The organism is Flagellimonas iocasae, from assembly GCF_042682725.1.
GTDB classification, from domain to species: Bacteria; Bacteroidota; Bacteroidia; order Flavobacteriales; family Flavobacteriaceae; genus Flagellimonas; species Flagellimonas iocasae.
On record NZ_JBHUHU010000003.1, the window covers coordinates 1,143,210 to 1,158,611 of the forward strand.

At 42.1% G+C, this 15,402-nt stretch carries 20 protein-coding genes; 3 read left to right on the top strand and 17 right to left on the bottom strand.

Annotation, left to right across the window (positions count from 1 at the left end; all coding sequences use genetic code 11):
- Nucleotides 1–80 precede the first annotated feature (80 nt).
- The 3 genes from ACFSJE_RS12325 to ACFSJE_RS12335 all read left to right on the top strand — a co-directional run bounded on the left by ACFSJE_RS12325 (nt 81) and on the right by ACFSJE_RS12335 (nt 3,755).
- A complete protein-coding gene (locus ACFSJE_RS12325; RefSeq protein ID WP_379831272.1) occupies nt 81–563 on the top strand; it encodes a GNAT family N-acetyltransferase in 483 nt (160 codons plus the stop codon).
- A 21-nt stretch (nt 564–584) separates the two neighbouring features.
- On the top strand, nt 585–1,835 hold the full coding sequence (locus ACFSJE_RS12330; RefSeq protein WP_379831273.1) for an aspartate kinase: 1,251 nt from the start codon (nt 585–587) through the stop codon (nt 1,833–1,835).
- Between the two features lie 84 nt (nt 1,836–1,919).
- Entirely contained in the window at nt 1,920–3,755 is a 1,836-nt protein-coding gene (locus ACFSJE_RS12335) for a GNAT family N-acyltransferase (protein WP_379831274.1), read from the top strand.
- On the opposite strand, the gene ACFSJE_RS12340 is transcribed toward ACFSJE_RS12335, so the two are convergent.
- From ACFSJE_RS12340 to serS, 17 genes are all read right to left on the bottom strand, one after another.
- Entirely contained in the window at nt 3,745–4,167 is a 423-nt protein-coding gene (locus tag ACFSJE_RS12340; RefSeq protein ID WP_379831275.1) for an arsenate reductase ArsC, read from the bottom strand. The two genes, ACFSJE_RS12335 and ACFSJE_RS12340, sit on opposite strands and share 11 nt — an antisense overlap.
- Before the next feature lie 21 nt (nt 4,168–4,188).
- Nucleotides 4,189–4,680, bottom strand: a complete 492-nt coding sequence (locus ACFSJE_RS12345) for a GNAT family N-acetyltransferase (RefSeq protein WP_379831276.1) — start codon at nt 4,678–4,680, stop codon at nt 4,189–4,191.
- A 6-nt stretch (nt 4,681–4,686) separates the two neighbouring features.
- Nucleotides 4,687–5,181 carry a DUF6428 family protein gene (locus ACFSJE_RS12350; protein ID WP_379831277.1) on the bottom strand — a complete coding sequence of 165 codons (495 nt, stop codon included), beginning with the start codon at nt 5,179–5,181 and terminating at the stop codon, nt 4,687–4,689.
- Between the two features lie 2 nt (nt 5,182–5,183).
- Complete coding sequence (locus ACFSJE_RS12355) at nt 5,184–5,507, bottom strand: ArsR/SmtB family transcription factor (protein ID WP_379831278.1); 324 nt, start codon at nt 5,505–5,507, stop codon at nt 5,184–5,186.
- 100 nt (nt 5,508–5,607) lie between these two features.
- Entirely contained in the window at nt 5,608–5,988 is a 381-nt protein-coding gene (locus ACFSJE_RS12360; protein ID WP_379831279.1) for a TM2 domain-containing protein, read from the bottom strand.
- A gap of 53 nt (nt 5,989–6,041) precedes the next feature.
- Nucleotides 6,042–6,428 carry a VOC family protein gene (locus tag ACFSJE_RS12365; RefSeq protein ID WP_379831280.1) on the bottom strand — a complete coding sequence of 129 codons (387 nt, stop codon included), beginning with the start codon at nt 6,426–6,428 and terminating at the stop codon, nt 6,042–6,044.
- Nucleotides 6,429–6,460: 32 nt separating this feature from the next.
- Nucleotides 6,461–6,967: a DUF4199 domain-containing protein gene (locus tag ACFSJE_RS12370; protein WP_379831281.1), complete on the bottom strand. Its 507-nt coding sequence runs from the start codon at nt 6,965–6,967 to the stop codon at nt 6,461–6,463.
- A 99-nt stretch (nt 6,968–7,066) separates the two neighbouring features.
- Nucleotides 7,067–7,483, bottom strand: coding sequence for a response regulator transcription factor (locus ACFSJE_RS12375; RefSeq protein WP_379831282.1), 417 nt, complete (start codon nt 7,481–7,483; stop codon nt 7,067–7,069).
- 9 nt (nt 7,484–7,492) lie between these two features.
- Complete coding sequence (locus ACFSJE_RS12380) at nt 7,493–8,425, bottom strand: 2-hydroxyacid dehydrogenase (protein WP_379831283.1); 933 nt, start codon at nt 8,423–8,425, stop codon at nt 7,493–7,495.
- Nucleotides 8,426–8,443: 18 nt separating this feature from the next.
- Nucleotides 8,444–8,809, bottom strand: coding sequence for a cupin domain-containing protein (locus ACFSJE_RS12385; protein WP_379831284.1), 366 nt, complete (start codon nt 8,807–8,809; stop codon nt 8,444–8,446).
- A 10-nt stretch (nt 8,810–8,819) separates the two neighbouring features.
- Nucleotides 8,820–9,179, bottom strand: coding sequence for a nuclear transport factor 2 family protein (locus ACFSJE_RS12390; protein WP_379831285.1), 360 nt, complete (start codon nt 9,177–9,179; stop codon nt 8,820–8,822).
- 35 nt (nt 9,180–9,214) lie between these two features.
- Nucleotides 9,215–10,570, bottom strand: coding sequence for a magnesium transporter (gene mgtE / locus ACFSJE_RS12395; RefSeq protein ID WP_379831286.1), 1,356 nt, complete (start codon nt 10,568–10,570; stop codon nt 9,215–9,217).
- A complete protein-coding gene (gene rsmA, locus ACFSJE_RS12400) occupies nt 10,557–11,429 on the bottom strand; it encodes a 16S rRNA (adenine(1518)-N(6)/adenine(1519)-N(6))-dimethyltransferase RsmA (RefSeq protein ID WP_379831287.1) in 873 nt (290 codons plus the stop codon). Before rsmA ends, mgtE begins: the two co-directional genes overlap by 14 nt.
- Nucleotides 11,430–11,446: 17 nt before the next feature.
- Entirely contained in the window at nt 11,447–11,755 is a 309-nt protein-coding gene (locus ACFSJE_RS12405) for a gamma-glutamylcyclotransferase family protein (protein ID WP_379831288.1), read from the bottom strand.
- A gap of 4 nt (nt 11,756–11,759) precedes the next feature.
- Nucleotides 11,760–12,077, bottom strand: a complete 318-nt coding sequence (locus ACFSJE_RS12410; protein ID WP_379831289.1) for a DUF4286 family protein — start codon at nt 12,075–12,077, stop codon at nt 11,760–11,762.
- 164 nt (nt 12,078–12,241) lie between these two features.
- Nucleotides 12,242–14,029, bottom strand: coding sequence for a tetratricopeptide repeat protein (locus ACFSJE_RS12415; RefSeq protein WP_379831290.1), 1,788 nt, complete (start codon nt 14,027–14,029; stop codon nt 12,242–12,244).
- Nucleotides 14,030–14,106: 77 nt separating this feature from the next.
- The gene (gene serS, locus ACFSJE_RS12420) at nt 14,107–15,378 is read right to left on the bottom strand and encodes a serine--tRNA ligase (RefSeq protein WP_379831291.1); all 1,272 of its coding nucleotides are present in this window, start codon (nt 15,376–15,378) and stop codon (nt 14,107–14,109) included.
- Between the last annotated feature and the right edge of the window lie 24 nt (nt 15,379–15,402).

The following is a 15,402-nucleotide window of genomic DNA, read 5'->3' on the forward strand; positions in this document are numbered from 1 at the left end:
CGGGCATTTTGTGAATCTAAAACGTTTTCGTAAGGCTAAAGTTTTAGATATTTATAACTTTGAGTTTTATTTGTAACAATATGGAGTATGTAATACGAGATGCCAAGAAAGAAGATATGGGTCAAGTTTTGGCCTTGGTACAAGAATTGGCGGATTTTGAAAAGGAACCTGATGCCGTTGAAATTTCCAAAGAAGATTTGGAAAAAGATGGTTTTGGCGCCGATAAACAATTCCATTGTTTTGTTGCAGAGGTAGGAAATGAAATCGTGGGCATTGCGTTGGTATATCCCCGATACTCAACATGGAAAGGACCTGCAATTCATTTAGAAGACCTTATTGTGGCAGAGCGGATGCGAGGCAGTGGCCTTGGAACCGCATTGCTGGATGAAGTCATAAAATATGGCCATGGCTTAGGTGTACGCAGAATCTGCTGGGAGGTGTTGGACTGGAATGAGCCCGCCATCGAATTCTATGAAAAAAAGGGTGCTAAGGTGCTCCGGGATTGGGATGTGGTTCAGATGGATGAACAAGGAATCAAAAATTATATAGATAGTTTAAACTAATATTTACAAGTAAATTACTGAATGAGAGTATTTAAGTTTGGTGGGGCATCAGTAAAGGATGCCGATGCTGTTAGGAATGTGGTAAAAGTGTTGCAGGAAGTTGGCCATAAAGATACCCTAGTGGTGATATCGGCCATGGGAAAGACCACCAATGCCATGGAAATTGTGGTGGAATCCTATTTTAAAGATAAAAGTTCCATTTCTTCGGCCTTGCAAGAGGTCATTGATTACCATAATGGAATTCTATCCAATTTGTTCGAAAATCCCAAGCACCCCATCTATGATCGGGTAAAATTGCTTTTTGAAGAGGTTAAAGGCTTTTTAACGTGGAACAAATCACCCAAATACGCCTTTGTGTATGATCAGGTGGTTGGGTATGGAGAGTTGGTGTCCACCACCATTATCAGTGCTTATTTGAACGAAATAGGCATTTCAAACACGTGGTTGGATGTTCGGAATTTGATTAAAACCGACAATAATTATCGTGATGCACAAATCAATTGGGACAGAACGCAGGCCGAGGTTTCCGCCAGAGTGGATATGTCCAAATTGAATATCACCCAAGGTTTTTTAGGAAGTGATGATAATAACTTTACTACCACTTTGGGTAGAGAGGGTTCCGATTATACCGCAGCTATTTTGGCGTATTGCCTAAATGCTGAGTCGGTCACCATTTGGAAGGATGTTCCCGGAGTATTGAATGCCGACCCGCGAAACTTCAAGGAGACCTTGTTATTGGAACAGATTTCGTATCGCGAAGCGATAGAATTGGCTTTTTATGGTGCATCGGTAATCCACCCCAAAACCTTGCAGCCACTTCAAAGAAAGGAAATACCCCTTCATGTAAAATCTTTCCTTAACCCCAAAGATATGGGCACCACGGTAGGCAAGGGCATTGGGATTGTCCCAAAGACTCCCTGTTTTATTGTGAAAAAGAATCAAGTGCTACTGAAACTGTCTTCTTTGGACTTTTCATTTATTGTTGAAGACAACATCAGTGAGATTTTTAAGCTCTTCCATCACCACAGACTAAAGGTGGATTTGATACAAAACTCGGCCATCAGCTTTTCAGTATGCTTGGACAATAAGTTCAACGGACTTCAGCCTTTGTTGGAAGAGTTGAAGAAAAAATTCAAGGTAGTTTGCCATGAGGACGTTGCACTCTACACCATCCGCCATTTTGATGACAATGCGGTCAAATCCCTACAAAATGGGAAGTCCGTATTGGTGGAGCAACGAGGCAAGGAAACCGTGCAATTGGTTGTAAAATAAGGGATTAGATGCAACTTTTTTAGTAAGGGGGCCAATAGCCGTAATTTTCTATCTTTACAGATACCTAAACAATATAGATAGTTCATGGGGTTGGTTTCTGCTAAAGAAGTGGCTAAGGTGATTCACCTTGATAAGTATGGATTCCTGGGCACTTTTGTGGGATGGCTGCTAATGGTGGCCACCAAAATTACCACCATAAATAGATTTTACAATAAGAACAAGGAGCTTCCTGGTCCCGAGTTTTTGGATTCCATTCTTGACCATTACGAGATTGACTTTGATATTCCGGAAGAGGATTTAAAGCGATTGCCAAAAACAGGTCCTTATATCACTATCAGCAATCACCCACTTGGAGGAATTGATGGGGTCTTGCTTTTGAAATTGTTGTTGAACGAGCGCCCGGATTTTAAGATTATCGCCAATTTTTTACTGCATCGGATAGAGCCATTGAAGCCCTACATCATGCCTGTAAATCCGTTTGAGGACCATAAAGATGCCAAGAGCAGTATTATGGGTTTTAAAAACGCATTGGCCCATTTAAAGGAGGGGCACCCCTTGGGAATTTTTCCGGCGGGCGAGGTGTCGACGTACCGAGATGGGAAGTTGGTGGTTGACAAACCATGGGAAGAAGCCGCCATTAAGTTGATTCGGAAAGCTGAGGTGCCTGTTGTGCCTATTTATTTCCACGCCCGTAACAGCCGGTTGTTTTACCGATTGTCCAAAATGAACGATGTGTTTCGTACGGCCAAGTTGCCATCCGAGTTGACATCACAGAGCAGAAGACCCATTAAAGTGCGTATTGGCCAACCTATTTCAGTCAATACCCAAAATGAAGAAGAAACCTTGGAATCCTACACAGAACTGCTACGAAAGAAAACCTACCTTTTAGCCAATGTTTTTGAAAAGGAACGGTTGATTGATAAGGTTCCAACCAGCCTAAAAATTCCAAAACCGCCTAAAAAGATTGCAACGCAGGTCAGTAAAAAGGTGCTGGAAGGCGAGATTGAAAGACTTCGGGAAAAGGATTGCCGAGTTTTACAGAGTAAAAACTATGAAGTATACCTGGCCCAGCAGGGAGACATGCCCTTCTGCTTGAATGAGATTGGAAGACAGCGAGAAATTACGTTTCGGGAAGTAGGAGAGGGGACCAACAACGCTATTGATCTGGATAAGTTTGATTCCTATTACCACCATCTGTTTTTATGGGACAATGATGAAAAGACCATTGTAGGGGCCTACCGGATGGGATTGGGATCAGAAATCTTCAAAAAGTACGGCATAGATGGGTTTTACCTTCAGGATTTATTCCGATTTGAACCAGAATTGTATGGAATGATGGAGAAATCCATCGAAATGGGAAGGGCTTATATTGTCAAGGAATATCAGCAAAAACCTATGCCACTATTCTTGCTTTGGAAGGGCATCGTGCACACAACGCTTCGGCATCCAGAGCACAAATATTTGATTGGCGGTGTAAGTATCAGCAACCAGTTCTCCAACTTTTCCAAATCGTTAATGATCGAATTCATGAAGTCCAACTATTGGGATCCTTATGTGGCCCAGTACATTCGACCCAAAAAGGAGTTCAAAGTGCAATTAAAGGATGCGGACAAGGAATTTATATTTGATGAGACCCAAGCAGACTTGAACAAGTTCGATAAATTGATCAGCGAGGTGGAGCCTGGCAGTTTGCGATTGCCGGTTTTGATTAAAAAATACATCAAACAGAATGCAAAAGTGGTGGCGTTCAATGTTGATCCACTCTTCAACAATTCTGTGGATGGATTAATGTATATAAAGATAGCAGACCTTCCCGAAGACACGGTTAAACCGGTTATGGAAGAGTTTCAGGCAGAATTGGAGCGAAAAGTGGCGGAGGGTGCCACTAGCACTACAGATTTGGGAGATATTAATCCATAAGCTCTTCCCGAACAAAGTCGTGACAAAACTCCTTTATCTCATCTCGCGTGCTCACAAAAGCCTCATGGATTTCTTGATCTGAGCCTTGTACCTTGGAAGGGTCGGTAAAATTTTGATGCATTCTTCTTGCATTCTTGGCTGGTATAAAAGGGCAGTGCTCCTTGGCATGGTCGCACACAGTGATGATGTAATCCCATTCAATACCGGCATATTCATCCACATGGTTAGAGGTGTGGTGCGAAATATCCACCTTATCCTCTTTCATGATTTCAACGGCCATGGGATTAAGTCCGTGGGTCTCGATTCCAGCGCTATAAATTTTTGCCAATTTATCTTGAAAATGATTCAGATACCCATGTGCCATTTGACTTCTGCATGAGTTTCCCGTGCAAAGTACCAATACGTTTTTCATACTTCTTTTTTGAGATGATGTTTAGTCAATTCCAACGTTGTTGCTGCGTCTTTCAAATAACAGATTATCTTTCCAAACCCCATGTATTTTACCCACGCGTTCGCGCTTGCCAATATAGCGAAAACCTACTTTCTCATGTAGTTTTATGCTCGCTTTATTTTCAGGAAAAATACCAGATTGAATGGTCCAGAATCCTGCGTTTTCACTTTCTGTAATAAGTTGATCCATAAGCAATTTTCCTACGCCTTTTCCTCGACTTGAAGCACCAATGTAAACACTTACTTCACCCACACCGCCATACACACATCTACTGGACACTGGGGACAGGGCAGCCCATCCTAAAATAGTATTGCCCTCTTCCGCCACTATACGGCAAGAAGAAATATGGGCACTGTCCCAACTTTCATAGCTGGGGGCATTGGTTTCAAACGTGGCAAAACCAGTGGCTATACCTTCGCTGTAAATTTGGCTGACTTGCTCCCAATCGGAAGCCTGCATGTTGCGGATGACCATGATTTTTTAGCAACAACCGGAACCGGGGGTACAGTAAGCGGCAGCTTCTTGCTTAACTTCGGCCTTGGGTTCTACACCGCACGTTTCTTTTGCCTTACAATCTGTTTTTTGAACAGATAACTTCACGATTAATGATTGGTTATCCAGTGCATAATCACTCACAAAAAGTTGAGCGGTATGAAAGTCTTCATTGCTATACTCAAACTTGATTTCGGCCTCTTGCACCATAGGTTTAATGCGGTCTACCTTGTTGAGAATGGCCAACGCTTTGTAAACCGACATAAATTCTCTTTTATCTTTTTCTTTTGGACTTTCCCAAAGTTGGACAATGGTTTCCTTCCAGAAATCGGTTCCTGCACCACAATCCACGGAATCAATGGTGATGTTTTTAACCTCGGTAATATGATAATTGGCGCCGACCAATTTGTCCGGAGCATATTCAAAAAGCAAGCTTTTGTCTTGGTGTTGCTTTAGTACGGATAGAAATTCGGATGTTTTCATAGTTAACAGCAATTACGGTTAATATTGGAAAAGAACAGATGGAACGAATGCTGTAATTCTTCCCATCGTTCTTGGTTGATGCAATAGCAAAGGTTTTTACCTTCAAAAGTGCCTTTTAGGAGTCCAATTTTTTTGATTTCGTTCAAATGTTGTGAGATAGTGGGTTGTGCCAAACCGATGACATCCACCAAATCATTACAGATACAGGCATCTTGTTTACTGATGTACTCCAAAATGGCAACACGGGCGGGATGGGCCAAAACTTTGGCGACGTGCGCTAGTTCATTGTGGGTTGAAGAAAAGATGTGGGTTTTGGAAGCTCCCATAATTCATAATTTGATGACAAATATAAAATTAATATTGCAATATTACGATAAAGGGAGTAAATAAAAAAGCCAGAGTGATTTTTCTCTGGCCCATTTCTTTTTAGAACCAAGGCTTTTTACCTACTTGGTACGTGTTGTAGAATTCCTCATCGGACTTGGTCAAATAGATGATTCCTTCAACCAATCCTATAATCCCTGGAATCCAAACAAAAAGCAAACCAATTCCAACGCATGAAAGCACATATGCTAAAATTGAAACGCCCAATAGGATAAATCCTTCCTTGTTGTAACCTAAAATAAATTTATGAATCCCAAAAGAGCCCACGATAATCGCCAAGATACCTGCAAGGATTTTTTTATTGTCACCTCCGGCACCTTTAAGACCTTCCGAAAATTCATTGGCAGTCTTTTTGGCTTCTTCTTTAAAATCTTTTGCAGTTTCTTCTGCTTGGTCTCCTAGGTCTTTCTTTTCTTCAGACATGGTTTTTAATGTGTTGGTTAAACGATTTCTAAATGTAATAAATAATTTAATAGCTATAGAAATGCTTTATCAACAGGTTCCCAGAGCTCTAATTTGTTTCCCTCAGGGTCCAAAATCCAACCAAATTTACCATATTCATATTCTTCCATTTCCCCAACAATGGTGACACCTTCTCTCTTCAACTCCTCTAAAAGTTCCACGAGATTTTCTACCCGAAAGTTCATCATAAACTGTTTTTTACTGGGTTGAAAGTAGGTGGTATCCTCTTTAAATGGACTCCATTGGGTGGAACAATCATTGCCTTCTTGGTCCTTCCACCAAAAGGTGCAGCCATATTGGTCCGTGTTCAAGCCCAAATGTGTTTTGTACCAATCCTTGATTTTGTTCGGGTCATTGGTCTTAAAAAAGAACCCTCCTAATCCTGTAACTCTGTTTTTCATGATATTTTCTGATTTTATAGTATGATAGCTCTTTACTTCCGTTGCAAAACCAAAGCAGAGAGTAGTGAAATGATAAATCCAATGACAAAAACGGTCATGGCCATAACAGCAAAAGAAAATAATGGGTTTGAAAAAAGTTCCCTTTGGGATTCCATTTCGGCCAACTTTGCTTCAAACTCATCTGCAGGTACAGAAGCTCTAAGGGTTTCTACACTGTGATTGTAATACTCGGTCATAAAGTCGGGGTTCAGTACCTCGGTATAAAAAACATCCAGTATTCCAAATGCCAAGGATGTAATCAAGCTAATTAGAATACCAATGAGAAGTGCATTTTTAAAACTCACTTTGCCATCATTTTCGCGGTCGCGATAATGTTTGATACCAAAAAAAACAAACCCTAGGGATACAATCATGGAAATGTACCCAAGAACTTCCTGTGAAAAGTGGGGGAGGTCGTCCAGTACAAACCAACTTAAAAGGAAAAGAATACAAATGGTAGTGGCCCCATACAGCCCATATCTGATACTAGTTTTTTTCATGGTCAATAGTATTAATGGTTGGCTCAAAAGTAGGGGTCCAAGTCAGCTAAAGACTCATACTAAAGTACCAAAACCATCATATTTTGACCGTAAAATGAATTAAATAACCAAAATTTGAAGATTTTTCGCTTTTTGAATGGCTTGCGTGCGACGCTTGACATCCAATTTTATCAAAAGGTTGGAGACATGGGTCTTAATGGTGCTTTCTGAAACAAAAAGGGTGTTTGCGATTTCCTTGTTTGAAAGCCCTTTGGAAATATGAATCAATACTTCGTATTCCCGTTGACTGATTCCAAGTTGCTCTATCTTTTTTAGATTGATGGTAGGAGCTTCATGTTCCTTTTTTGCAAGTGTTTTCTTGTTGATGTACATACCGATGAAGAAAAAAACCAGAGCTATAATGGCAATGGTGATTTCAATGGAAATGTCGCCAGACAGATAGGCGTATTCACTTAATTGGAAAAGGACGAACAGCGCAATAATTAAGCTCGAAAAAACAAAAATGGTCTTTTTCACCCACTAAAATTAGCAAAATCTTGCTTTCACCTTATCCACAATGGTTTGGGCCAGTTTTTCATGGCTTTCCACCGTCCATCCTGCAACGTGCGGGGTTAGCAGTACATTTTTGGCCTTGCGAAGGTATTTGAAGGCTTTCGGTTTTTGCACGAACATGTTCTCAAATGACTTTTTTTCGTATTCCAGAACATCCAAGCCAGCTCCCAATACCTTTCCCGATTTTAAGGCAACGACCAAATCCTCGGTGACCACACATTTGCCGCGTGCGGTGTTCAGCAACCAAAATGGCTTGTGAAAACCATTGATAAATTCCGAGTTGACCATACCTGTGGTCAGGTCGGTTTGAGGTACGTGAAGACTCAAGACATCCGACCGCTGCTTTAATTCCATGATACCCACTTGTCGGGCATTTTCATCACCAACGCCACCTACGATATCATAACAGATGACCTCTACATCAAAACCTCGTAATTTTTTGGCAAAGGCCTTACCCATGTTTCCGTACCCGACAATACCCACAATTTTACCATCGAGTTCTACACCCCTGTTGCCTTCACGGTCCCATTTTCCTTTCTTTACCTCGCGGTTGGCCTTGGTCAATTTATTCATTAGGGACAACAGCATACCCAAAGCATGTTCGCCAACGGCATTTCGGTTGCCCTCTGGGGCAGAAGCCATAAAAATACCTTTATCCTTGGCATATTGGGTGTCAATATTTTCCAAACCGGCACCGACCCTACCAATGAATTTTAGATTGGTGGCCTTGTCCAAAAACTGTTGGTCAATGGTAAATCGACTTCGGATGATGATTCCGTTGTAGTTGTGAATATTTTTTTCGACCTCTTCCTTGGTCGATGTATAATCTTCGTGATTTTCAAAACCCAATTGGGCAAACTGCTCTAACAGTAAGGGGTGGTTGGTATCCAGATGGAGAACTTTCATTTGTCAAATATACAACTCCTAGATTTTTGGATAGTGGGTTTGCGTTTTTTCATGCTGAACTTTTCCCGTATGGGCCGTGGTGAGTTTTTCAAACAACAAAACGTGCACCTCTTCACCATCCTTGGTCATGGGATTGTGCTCCACACCTTTGGGAACCACAATAAGTTCACCTTCGTTCACCACTTCGGTTCGGTCCCTGAATTGCATGTAAAGCGTTCCCTTGATTACTTGGAAGAGTTCATCTTCATGCTCATGGGCATGCCATACAAATTCACCCTGAAGCTTGGCCAACAGCACCTGCATATCATCCACAATGGCGATTTGATGGGGATGCCACTGCTGGGTAAACTCGGTGTGTTTTTGTTTTAGGTTGATGGATTTCATTATGGTGGAATTAGTGGGTTGGAATAGGTAAATTGTGTATCCTCAAAAAGGAAAGTTTGTCCCAATAGCCACGTTGAAATTTGATTTTATTATCCACAATATGGAAAAATCCGCAGCCTCGAAGACCCAATGGGTCTTTCCACTCTAAAATGGCCCATTCACCATCCTCAAAAATATTTTCAATAATACAGACCATTTCGGCTTGGCTGAATTCTCTTTTGAACATTTCAAAAATGGCTTCTTTGCCTATTACAGGTTCATTGTTTACCTGATGGTTTATGGCATCATCGTGGTAAAAAGAGGCCATAGTTTCGGCGCTACCAGAGTTGAACTTGTCGACCCATTGTTCAATCAATTTTTTTGGTGTCATTTTGCTACAAAATTGAAGGTCTACAATTAGGATAATTAAATCCCCAAAATCAGTTTAGCGGTCAAGAAATAAATCAAAATACCAAAAATGTCATTGCTAGTGGTGATAAAGGGCCCTGTTGCAATAGCAGGGTCAATGCCTCTTTTATCTAGGAAAACTGGGATGAACGTCCCGATAAGTGCCGCAATGATGATGACCAAAATAACGGCTATGGCAATGGTTATCGAAACCATATAGGGTGTCCCAAAAATAAAATGACTGATTAATAAAACGATGGAAGCAATGGCACCGCCATTGATCAATCCAATCGAAAATTCCTTTAATAGCCGTTTCAGGATTTCGCCTTTCACCGTATCGTTGGCGAGTCCTTGTACCATAATCGCTGAGGATTGTACCCCAACATTCCCTGCGGTTGCCTGAATGAGCGGCACAAAAATCAATAGGATGGGGAATCCGATCATTATAGGTTGAAAACTATCAATGATGCTTGCCGCCCCAATACCCCCAAACATGCCAATCAACAACCAAGGCAATCGAGCTCGGGTGAGTTCCAAAATACTGTCATCTGCTTCAACCTCGCGCGAAATACCCGCCGCCATTTGGTAATCTTTGTCGGCTTCTTCCCGGATAACATCCACGATGTCATCAATGGTAATGCGGCCTACCAAACGTCCAATTTCATCAACCACCGGAATTGCTTCCAAGTCATACTTGGACATGATTTTGGCGACTTCTTCCCCTTTTTCATTGACGTTCACATAATCTACTTTAGAAATGTAAATGTCCTTGATGTGGGTTTTGGTGGAGGTGGTCAGTAAATCTTTTAATGAAAGTCGACCCTTAAGTCTGCCTTCGTCATCTACTACGTAGATGGAGTGTACACGGGTGACATTTTCGGCCTGTGCACGCATTTCTTTCACGCAGGTGAGTACATTCCAGTTCTCATTCACCTTCACCAATTCCTTTGCCATAAGACCCCCTGCAGTATCTTCATCATAGCGTAACAGGTCCACGATATGTTTGGCGTGTTCCCTGTCTTCTATTTCTGAGATGACCTCTTGGACGATTTCTTTTGGAAGTTCGTTGATGATGTCTGCAGCATCATCCGTGTCCAGTTCTTCCAACTCGCTAGCGATCTCTTTGGCCGTAAGATTGTTCAAGACCGCTTCCCGAATGTCCTCGTGCATTTCTGCAAGGATGTCGGAGGTCTTTTCACTATTCAGAAGTTTGATGAGATAGGTGGCCTCTTCCACATTGAGCTCATCCGCTATTTCCGCAATATCGGCATAGTGGAATTCTTGCATCATGGACTGAAGCTCGCCATTTTTCTCATCGGCTATCAGTTGTCGGATGTCTTCTAAAAGCTCGTCTGTAAGTTTAAACGGGGTCATTGGCTATCTTTTGGGTCAACGTTACAAAATCTGCCACACTGAGCTGTTCCGGGCGTTGGCCAAAGATAGTATCTTCTTTTAGATTATCAGAAAGATTGAAGGTTTTAAGGCTGTTGCGAAGGGTCTTTCTCCGTTGGTTGAACGCTGTTTTTACTACTTTAAAGAACAAATGTTCGTCGCAGGGCAGTTTTAGATTTTCCCTTCTCGTCAAGAGCAATACCCCGGAATTCACTTTTGGTGGCGGGTCAAATACTTGGGGAGGTACCGTAAAAAGATATTCTGCATCATAAAATGCTTGTACCAAAACGGAAAGTATGCCATACGTTTTGCTTCCAGGCTTTTCACAGATGCGTTGGGCCACCTCTTTTTGGAACATGCCCGAAAATTCAGGAATCTGCTGCCGCATCTCCAGCATTTTAAACACAATCTGGCTGGATATGTTGTACGGAAAGTTTCCGGTGATGGCGAATTGCTCATCGCCATACAATTGCTGCAAATCGAATTTCAGGAAATCAGCCTCAATGACATTGAGCCCGTTTTTGTTTTTGAAAGCTTCTGGATGCTCCAGTGGAAAACTGTGGTTCAGATAAACAATGGATTCATCATCCAAATCCATGGCCACCAAGTCGATGCCCCGCATGAGCAGATATTTGGAGAGTACACCCATTCCCGGTCCAATCTCCAAGACGTTGGAGTAGCCTTTCAAAGAAAGTGTGTCCGCTATTTTTTTGGCGATGGCCTCATCTTTCAGAAAATGTTGCCCAAGGTGCTTTTTGGCTTTAACGGCCCCTTCTTGCTGTGGATGTTCTGTTTGTCTGGCCTTACCGCTACCCAGCTTTCTTTTGTTCTTTTTGGACACAGGGGTTTTTTTGCAAGTTACTGGGAATTTTCGATATACACCCATGCCACCACACCAGATTCCAAATGAAATCTTTCACGTTTATAGGCACTGGTTTCGTAGATATCCGCTTTTTTTAAATCAACTTCTGAAACTTCGTATACGGTACCTGCAACCTTGTCTTCTCCATTCTTGGTTTGAAGCACCAACGGGTATCGCCCATATACCGCATTTTCAAATTTTTTAAATCCGAAAAGGAAGTCTGGCCGGCCCACTAAAATGCGGCCAAAAACATATTCCTGCACCTGAAGGTCTTGCAGGGTGCCGTAGGTAAACAGATGTTCCAAGAGGTTAGGGTATTTGTTGGTTGATGACTTCAAGCTCGGTTCTAAAGGCCACAAATTTATTGGGGAATAATTTCTGGGCCTCACCCCGCAATCTGGCTGCATCATGTGTGTAGTAAGATTCCAGCGTTTTGCGGTCTTTGGTGGTATATTGAATGGAATAAGTGACCCCTCCTGAATCTTCTTCCACCAGCACTTTAACCATTTTGGCGTGGGAAAATTTTCCCGTTTTCAACATATCTGGAATGTGTTTGTCCCGCATCCAAGAAAGCCATTCTTCATGAACACTTTCATCAATGTTAATGGTAACGTTGTAAATCAGCATCTGCCTTTGGTTTGGAAGGGTGAAAAGTAATGTATTTTTTGACAATTCAATAGGTAAAACATGTCATTTCGAAATGAGTGCCGATACCCAACGGCACGATTGAGAAATCTATTTCGGTGAATACGGATGATGAGATTCCCGCCTTCGCGGGAATGACAATCTGTTTAGTTAATGGCATCGCCACGGAGCCTTCTAAAATTCTTGCGTGCTTGGGGAAAGTAATAACTATCCTGATAGTTGTAGATGATTTTTTCGTAATTGGCTTTGGCCTTTTCGGGCTCGTTGAGGATATTTCTATAAAGTTCACCTAAGGCAAAGTGGGCATCATCGGCCAGAATCCCATCGGAGTAGAATTCCACAATTTTTTTATAGTTGAACTCGGCGGCTTCATAGTCTTTTTGTTCCTCCAGAAGCTCGGCTTGTTTTAAAAGCGCCTCATCTTCGATTTTTTCACCTTTGTGGTTTTGTAGAATGTCCTCCAAAACTTCAATGGCTTCGGTGTTTTTATTTTGATAGGCCAATAGGTCGGCCCGAGCGTATTTCTTCAATGCGGTTTGGGTTGAATCTTCCAAGGAGTTGTCCGATATCAATAAACTCAATTGCATGGCATCATTGGCGATAAGCTGCGAGGTGGAACTTCTTAGTACCTTTAATTGGGTAAGGGCCCAATCAAAATCACCTTTATAAAAACTGGTCTGCGCCACTTTAAAACGGGCATTTTGCCCCAAAACATCATTCTTAAGGCTTTTTTGTACTTGGGTAAAATTAATCAATGCCTGATTGAATTTTTGATCGTACACCAAAATATCCCCCAAGGCCAATTTCACATAGGCTACCGCTATCCGGGTCATGGGAAGCTCCAAACTTTCCTTCAGCAAAGTAATGGCAGGCTCAGGTCGTTCTCTTCTAAACGTCAAGAAATTGGCGTAGGCAATTTGAAGTTGGAGCGTTCGACTCTCATTTCCATATTCGGCCTCCAAATCCTGAAACTTTTTCTCCACAGCATCCAACGTTTTTTCCGTGGGATTCATCAACTCAATATCAATAAGATTGAGTTCGGCATTGAGTTTGGTCCTGGGTTCCATCGCATTTTCAACAATGTATTCAAAAATGGCAATGGCATTTTCAAGATCGTTGTCCTCCAAGGTAATCTGGCCCAGATTTTCCAATCGGTCCATGGCGCCGTCCTCCGAACGCTTATAAATGGCCTTTTCTTGATTGAAGGCGCTACTGTATTGCTTTTGCTGAATGAATAACCAACTCAACAGTTCGTTCCAAAGCAAATCCGGATTTTTCTGCGCATTTTGGAGCAACACTTTACGGAGTAAAACATTATTGGAATCTGCAGGGTCTTCAGAAATAAAATCATCAATGTTACGGAGTACATTGGCTCGCGAGGTGCGTCCCTGCCAAATAAGGTTCAGGTAGGATTGATACATTTTTTCAATATCCCCCTGCTCTCCATAAATTCGCGCTAGCTGAAAATCATAGTTCAACTCGGGTTTTAAGGCCATGGCATTGGAGTAGGCTTTTACAGCATAATCCAACAGCGCATATTTTTGAAATCGATAGCCTACACTATAACCGTAATTGGGATTTTCATCAATCTTTAGGATGGCTTGATCATAATATTCAGTAGCTCTATCCGATTGGTTTTGAAGGGTGTAGTTGTAGCCAAGTTCAATAAAAAAGGTTGGAAAAACATAGGGGTCCGCAATCTTTTCCAAAAGGAAATTCTCAGCATCTTCGTATCGTTCCAATTGCTGGTAGCAGGCTACCAATCCTTCGGAATAATCGGTGCGCCTTGGGTTTTGCTCCACCAATTTCTCATAGAAGACCACAGCTTTTTCGTAATCCCCATCATTGAAGTACTGCTTGGCCAGAAAATCTTCCTGGGCATGGGCGTAGGTCAGTAGGAAAAAGCACGATATGAGAAATAAAAAGTATCGCAATAGCACATTTTATTTCAAATATAACGCAGAAAAGCTGGGGATTCTGTTAACCGAATCCAAATAAATCGATGAAAACCCTAGTCAATCGTATCAAAACCACAGTAAGGAACCAAAACCTCAGGGATTTTGATACCGTTATCGGTCTGATAGTTCTCCAAGATACCTGCCAATACACGAGGCAGCGCCAATGAACTTCCATTCAAGGTATGCGCCAGCTGACTTTTTCCATTTTCGTCCTTAAAACGAAGTTTCAATCGATTGGCTTGGAAAGTCTCAAAATTAGAAACCGAACTGATTTCCAACCATCGGTCTTGGGCGGTTGAAAACACCTCAAAATCATAGGTGAGGGCAGAGGTAAAGCCCAAATCACCACCGCAAAGTCGAAGAATGCGATATGGCAATTTCAATTCCCGAAGGATATTTTTCACATGCTCCACCATCTCATCCAAGGCTTGGTAGGACTTGTTGGGGTGCTCCAGACGCACAATCTCCACCTTATCAAATTGGTGCAAACGGTTCAAACCGCGGACATGAGCACCGTAACTTCCGGCCTCTCTTCTAAAACAGGGGGTATAGCCCGTGTATTTGATGGGGAAATCACTTTCCGTCAAAATATCATCACGGTGTAAGTTGGTCACGGGGACTTCCGCAGTGGGAATCAGGTACAGGTTGTCTTCTTGGACATGGTACATTTGCCCTTCTTTATCCGGCAATTGCCCTGTTCCATAGCCTGAAGCTTCATTCACCATGTGGGGAACCTGCATTTCGGTGTAACCTGCTTCGGTGTTTTTGTCCAAAAAGTAAGAGATTAAAGCACGTTGCAAACGGGCACCTTTTCCTTTGTAAACCGGAAAACCGGCTCCCGTAATTTTAACCCCAAGTTCAAAATCGATGATATCGTATTTTTTGGCCAATTCCCAATGGGGCAACGCATTTTCGGTAAGCGTGGGCACATCACCTTCACGAAAAACCTCCTCGTTATCAGCCTCACTATTACCCGCAGGAACGGATTCGTGAGGAACATTGGGAATCAGGTATAACTGTTCCTGCAAAGCAGCAGCTGTTGCATTTAGGTCATCACCCAACTGTTTTGAAGCATCTTTCAATCCCGCAGTTTTTTCTTTGAGGGCATTGGCTTCCTGTGCCTTTCCTGATTTGAAAAGCAGTCCAATTTCTTTGGATAGTTTGTTGGATTCGGCCAAAGTGCTGTCCAATTCAGTTTGAATGGAACGTCTTTTTTCATCCAATTCGATGACTTTGGATAGCATGGGTTCGGCATCGATATTGCGCTTTTTTAAAGCGGTGATGATACTATCCTTATTCTCCCTAATGGTCTGTAATTGAAGCATGGCCTTATTTTGAGCGGCAAATTT

What these genes read in the sequence shown, in the direction of transcription:
- ACFSJE_RS12325 (WP_379831272.1), top strand. Translation starts at nt 81, where the DNA reads ATGGAGTATGTAATACGAGATGCCAAGAAAGAAGATATGGGTCAAGTT.
- ACFSJE_RS12330 (WP_379831273.1), top strand. Translation starts at nt 585, where the DNA reads ATGAGAGTATTTAAGTTTGGTGGGGCATCAGTAAAGGATGCCGATGCT.
- ACFSJE_RS12335 (WP_379831274.1), top strand. Translation starts at nt 1,920, where the DNA reads ATGGGGTTGGTTTCTGCTAAAGAAGTGGCTAAGGTGATTCACCTTGAT.
- ACFSJE_RS12340 (WP_379831275.1), bottom strand. Translation starts at nt 4,167, where the DNA reads ATGAAAAACGTATTGGTACTTTGCACGGGAAACTCATGCAGAAGTCAA.
- ACFSJE_RS12345 (WP_379831276.1), bottom strand. Translation starts at nt 4,680, where the DNA reads ATGGTCATCCGCAACATGCAGGCTTCCGATTGGGAGCAAGTCAGCCAA.
- ACFSJE_RS12350 (WP_379831277.1), bottom strand. Translation starts at nt 5,181, where the DNA reads ATGAAAACATCCGAATTTCTATCCGTACTAAAGCAACACCAAGACAAA.
- ACFSJE_RS12355 (WP_379831278.1), bottom strand. Translation starts at nt 5,507, where the DNA reads ATGGGAGCTTCCAAAACCCACATCTTTTCTTCAACCCACAATGAACTA.
- ACFSJE_RS12360 (WP_379831279.1), bottom strand. Translation starts at nt 5,988, where the DNA reads ATGTCTGAAGAAAAGAAAGACCTAGGAGACCAAGCAGAAGAAACTGCA.
- ACFSJE_RS12365 (WP_379831280.1), bottom strand. Translation starts at nt 6,428, where the DNA reads ATGAAAAACAGAGTTACAGGATTAGGAGGGTTCTTTTTTAAGACCAAT.
- ACFSJE_RS12370 (WP_379831281.1), bottom strand. Translation starts at nt 6,967, where the DNA reads ATGAAAAAAACTAGTATCAGATATGGGCTGTATGGGGCCACTACCATT.
- ACFSJE_RS12380 (WP_379831283.1), bottom strand. Translation starts at nt 8,425, where the DNA reads ATGAAAGTTCTCCATCTGGATACCAACCACCCCTTACTGTTAGAGCAG.
- ACFSJE_RS12385 (WP_379831284.1), bottom strand. Translation starts at nt 8,809, where the DNA reads ATGAAATCCATCAACCTAAAACAAAAACACACCGAGTTTACCCAGCAG.
- ACFSJE_RS12390 (WP_379831285.1), bottom strand. Translation starts at nt 9,179, where the DNA reads ATGACACCAAAAAAATTGATTGAACAATGGGTCGACAAGTTCAACTCT.
- mgtE (WP_379831286.1), bottom strand. Translation starts at nt 10,570, where the DNA reads ATGACCCCGTTTAAACTTACAGACGAGCTTTTAGAAGACATCCGACAA.
- ACFSJE_RS12410 (WP_379831289.1), bottom strand. Translation starts at nt 12,077, where the DNA reads ATGCTGATTTACAACGTTACCATTAACATTGATGAAAGTGTTCATGAA.
- serS (WP_379831291.1), bottom strand. Translation starts at nt 15,378, where the DNA reads ATGCTTCAATTACAGACCATTAGGGAGAATAAGGATAGTATCATCACC.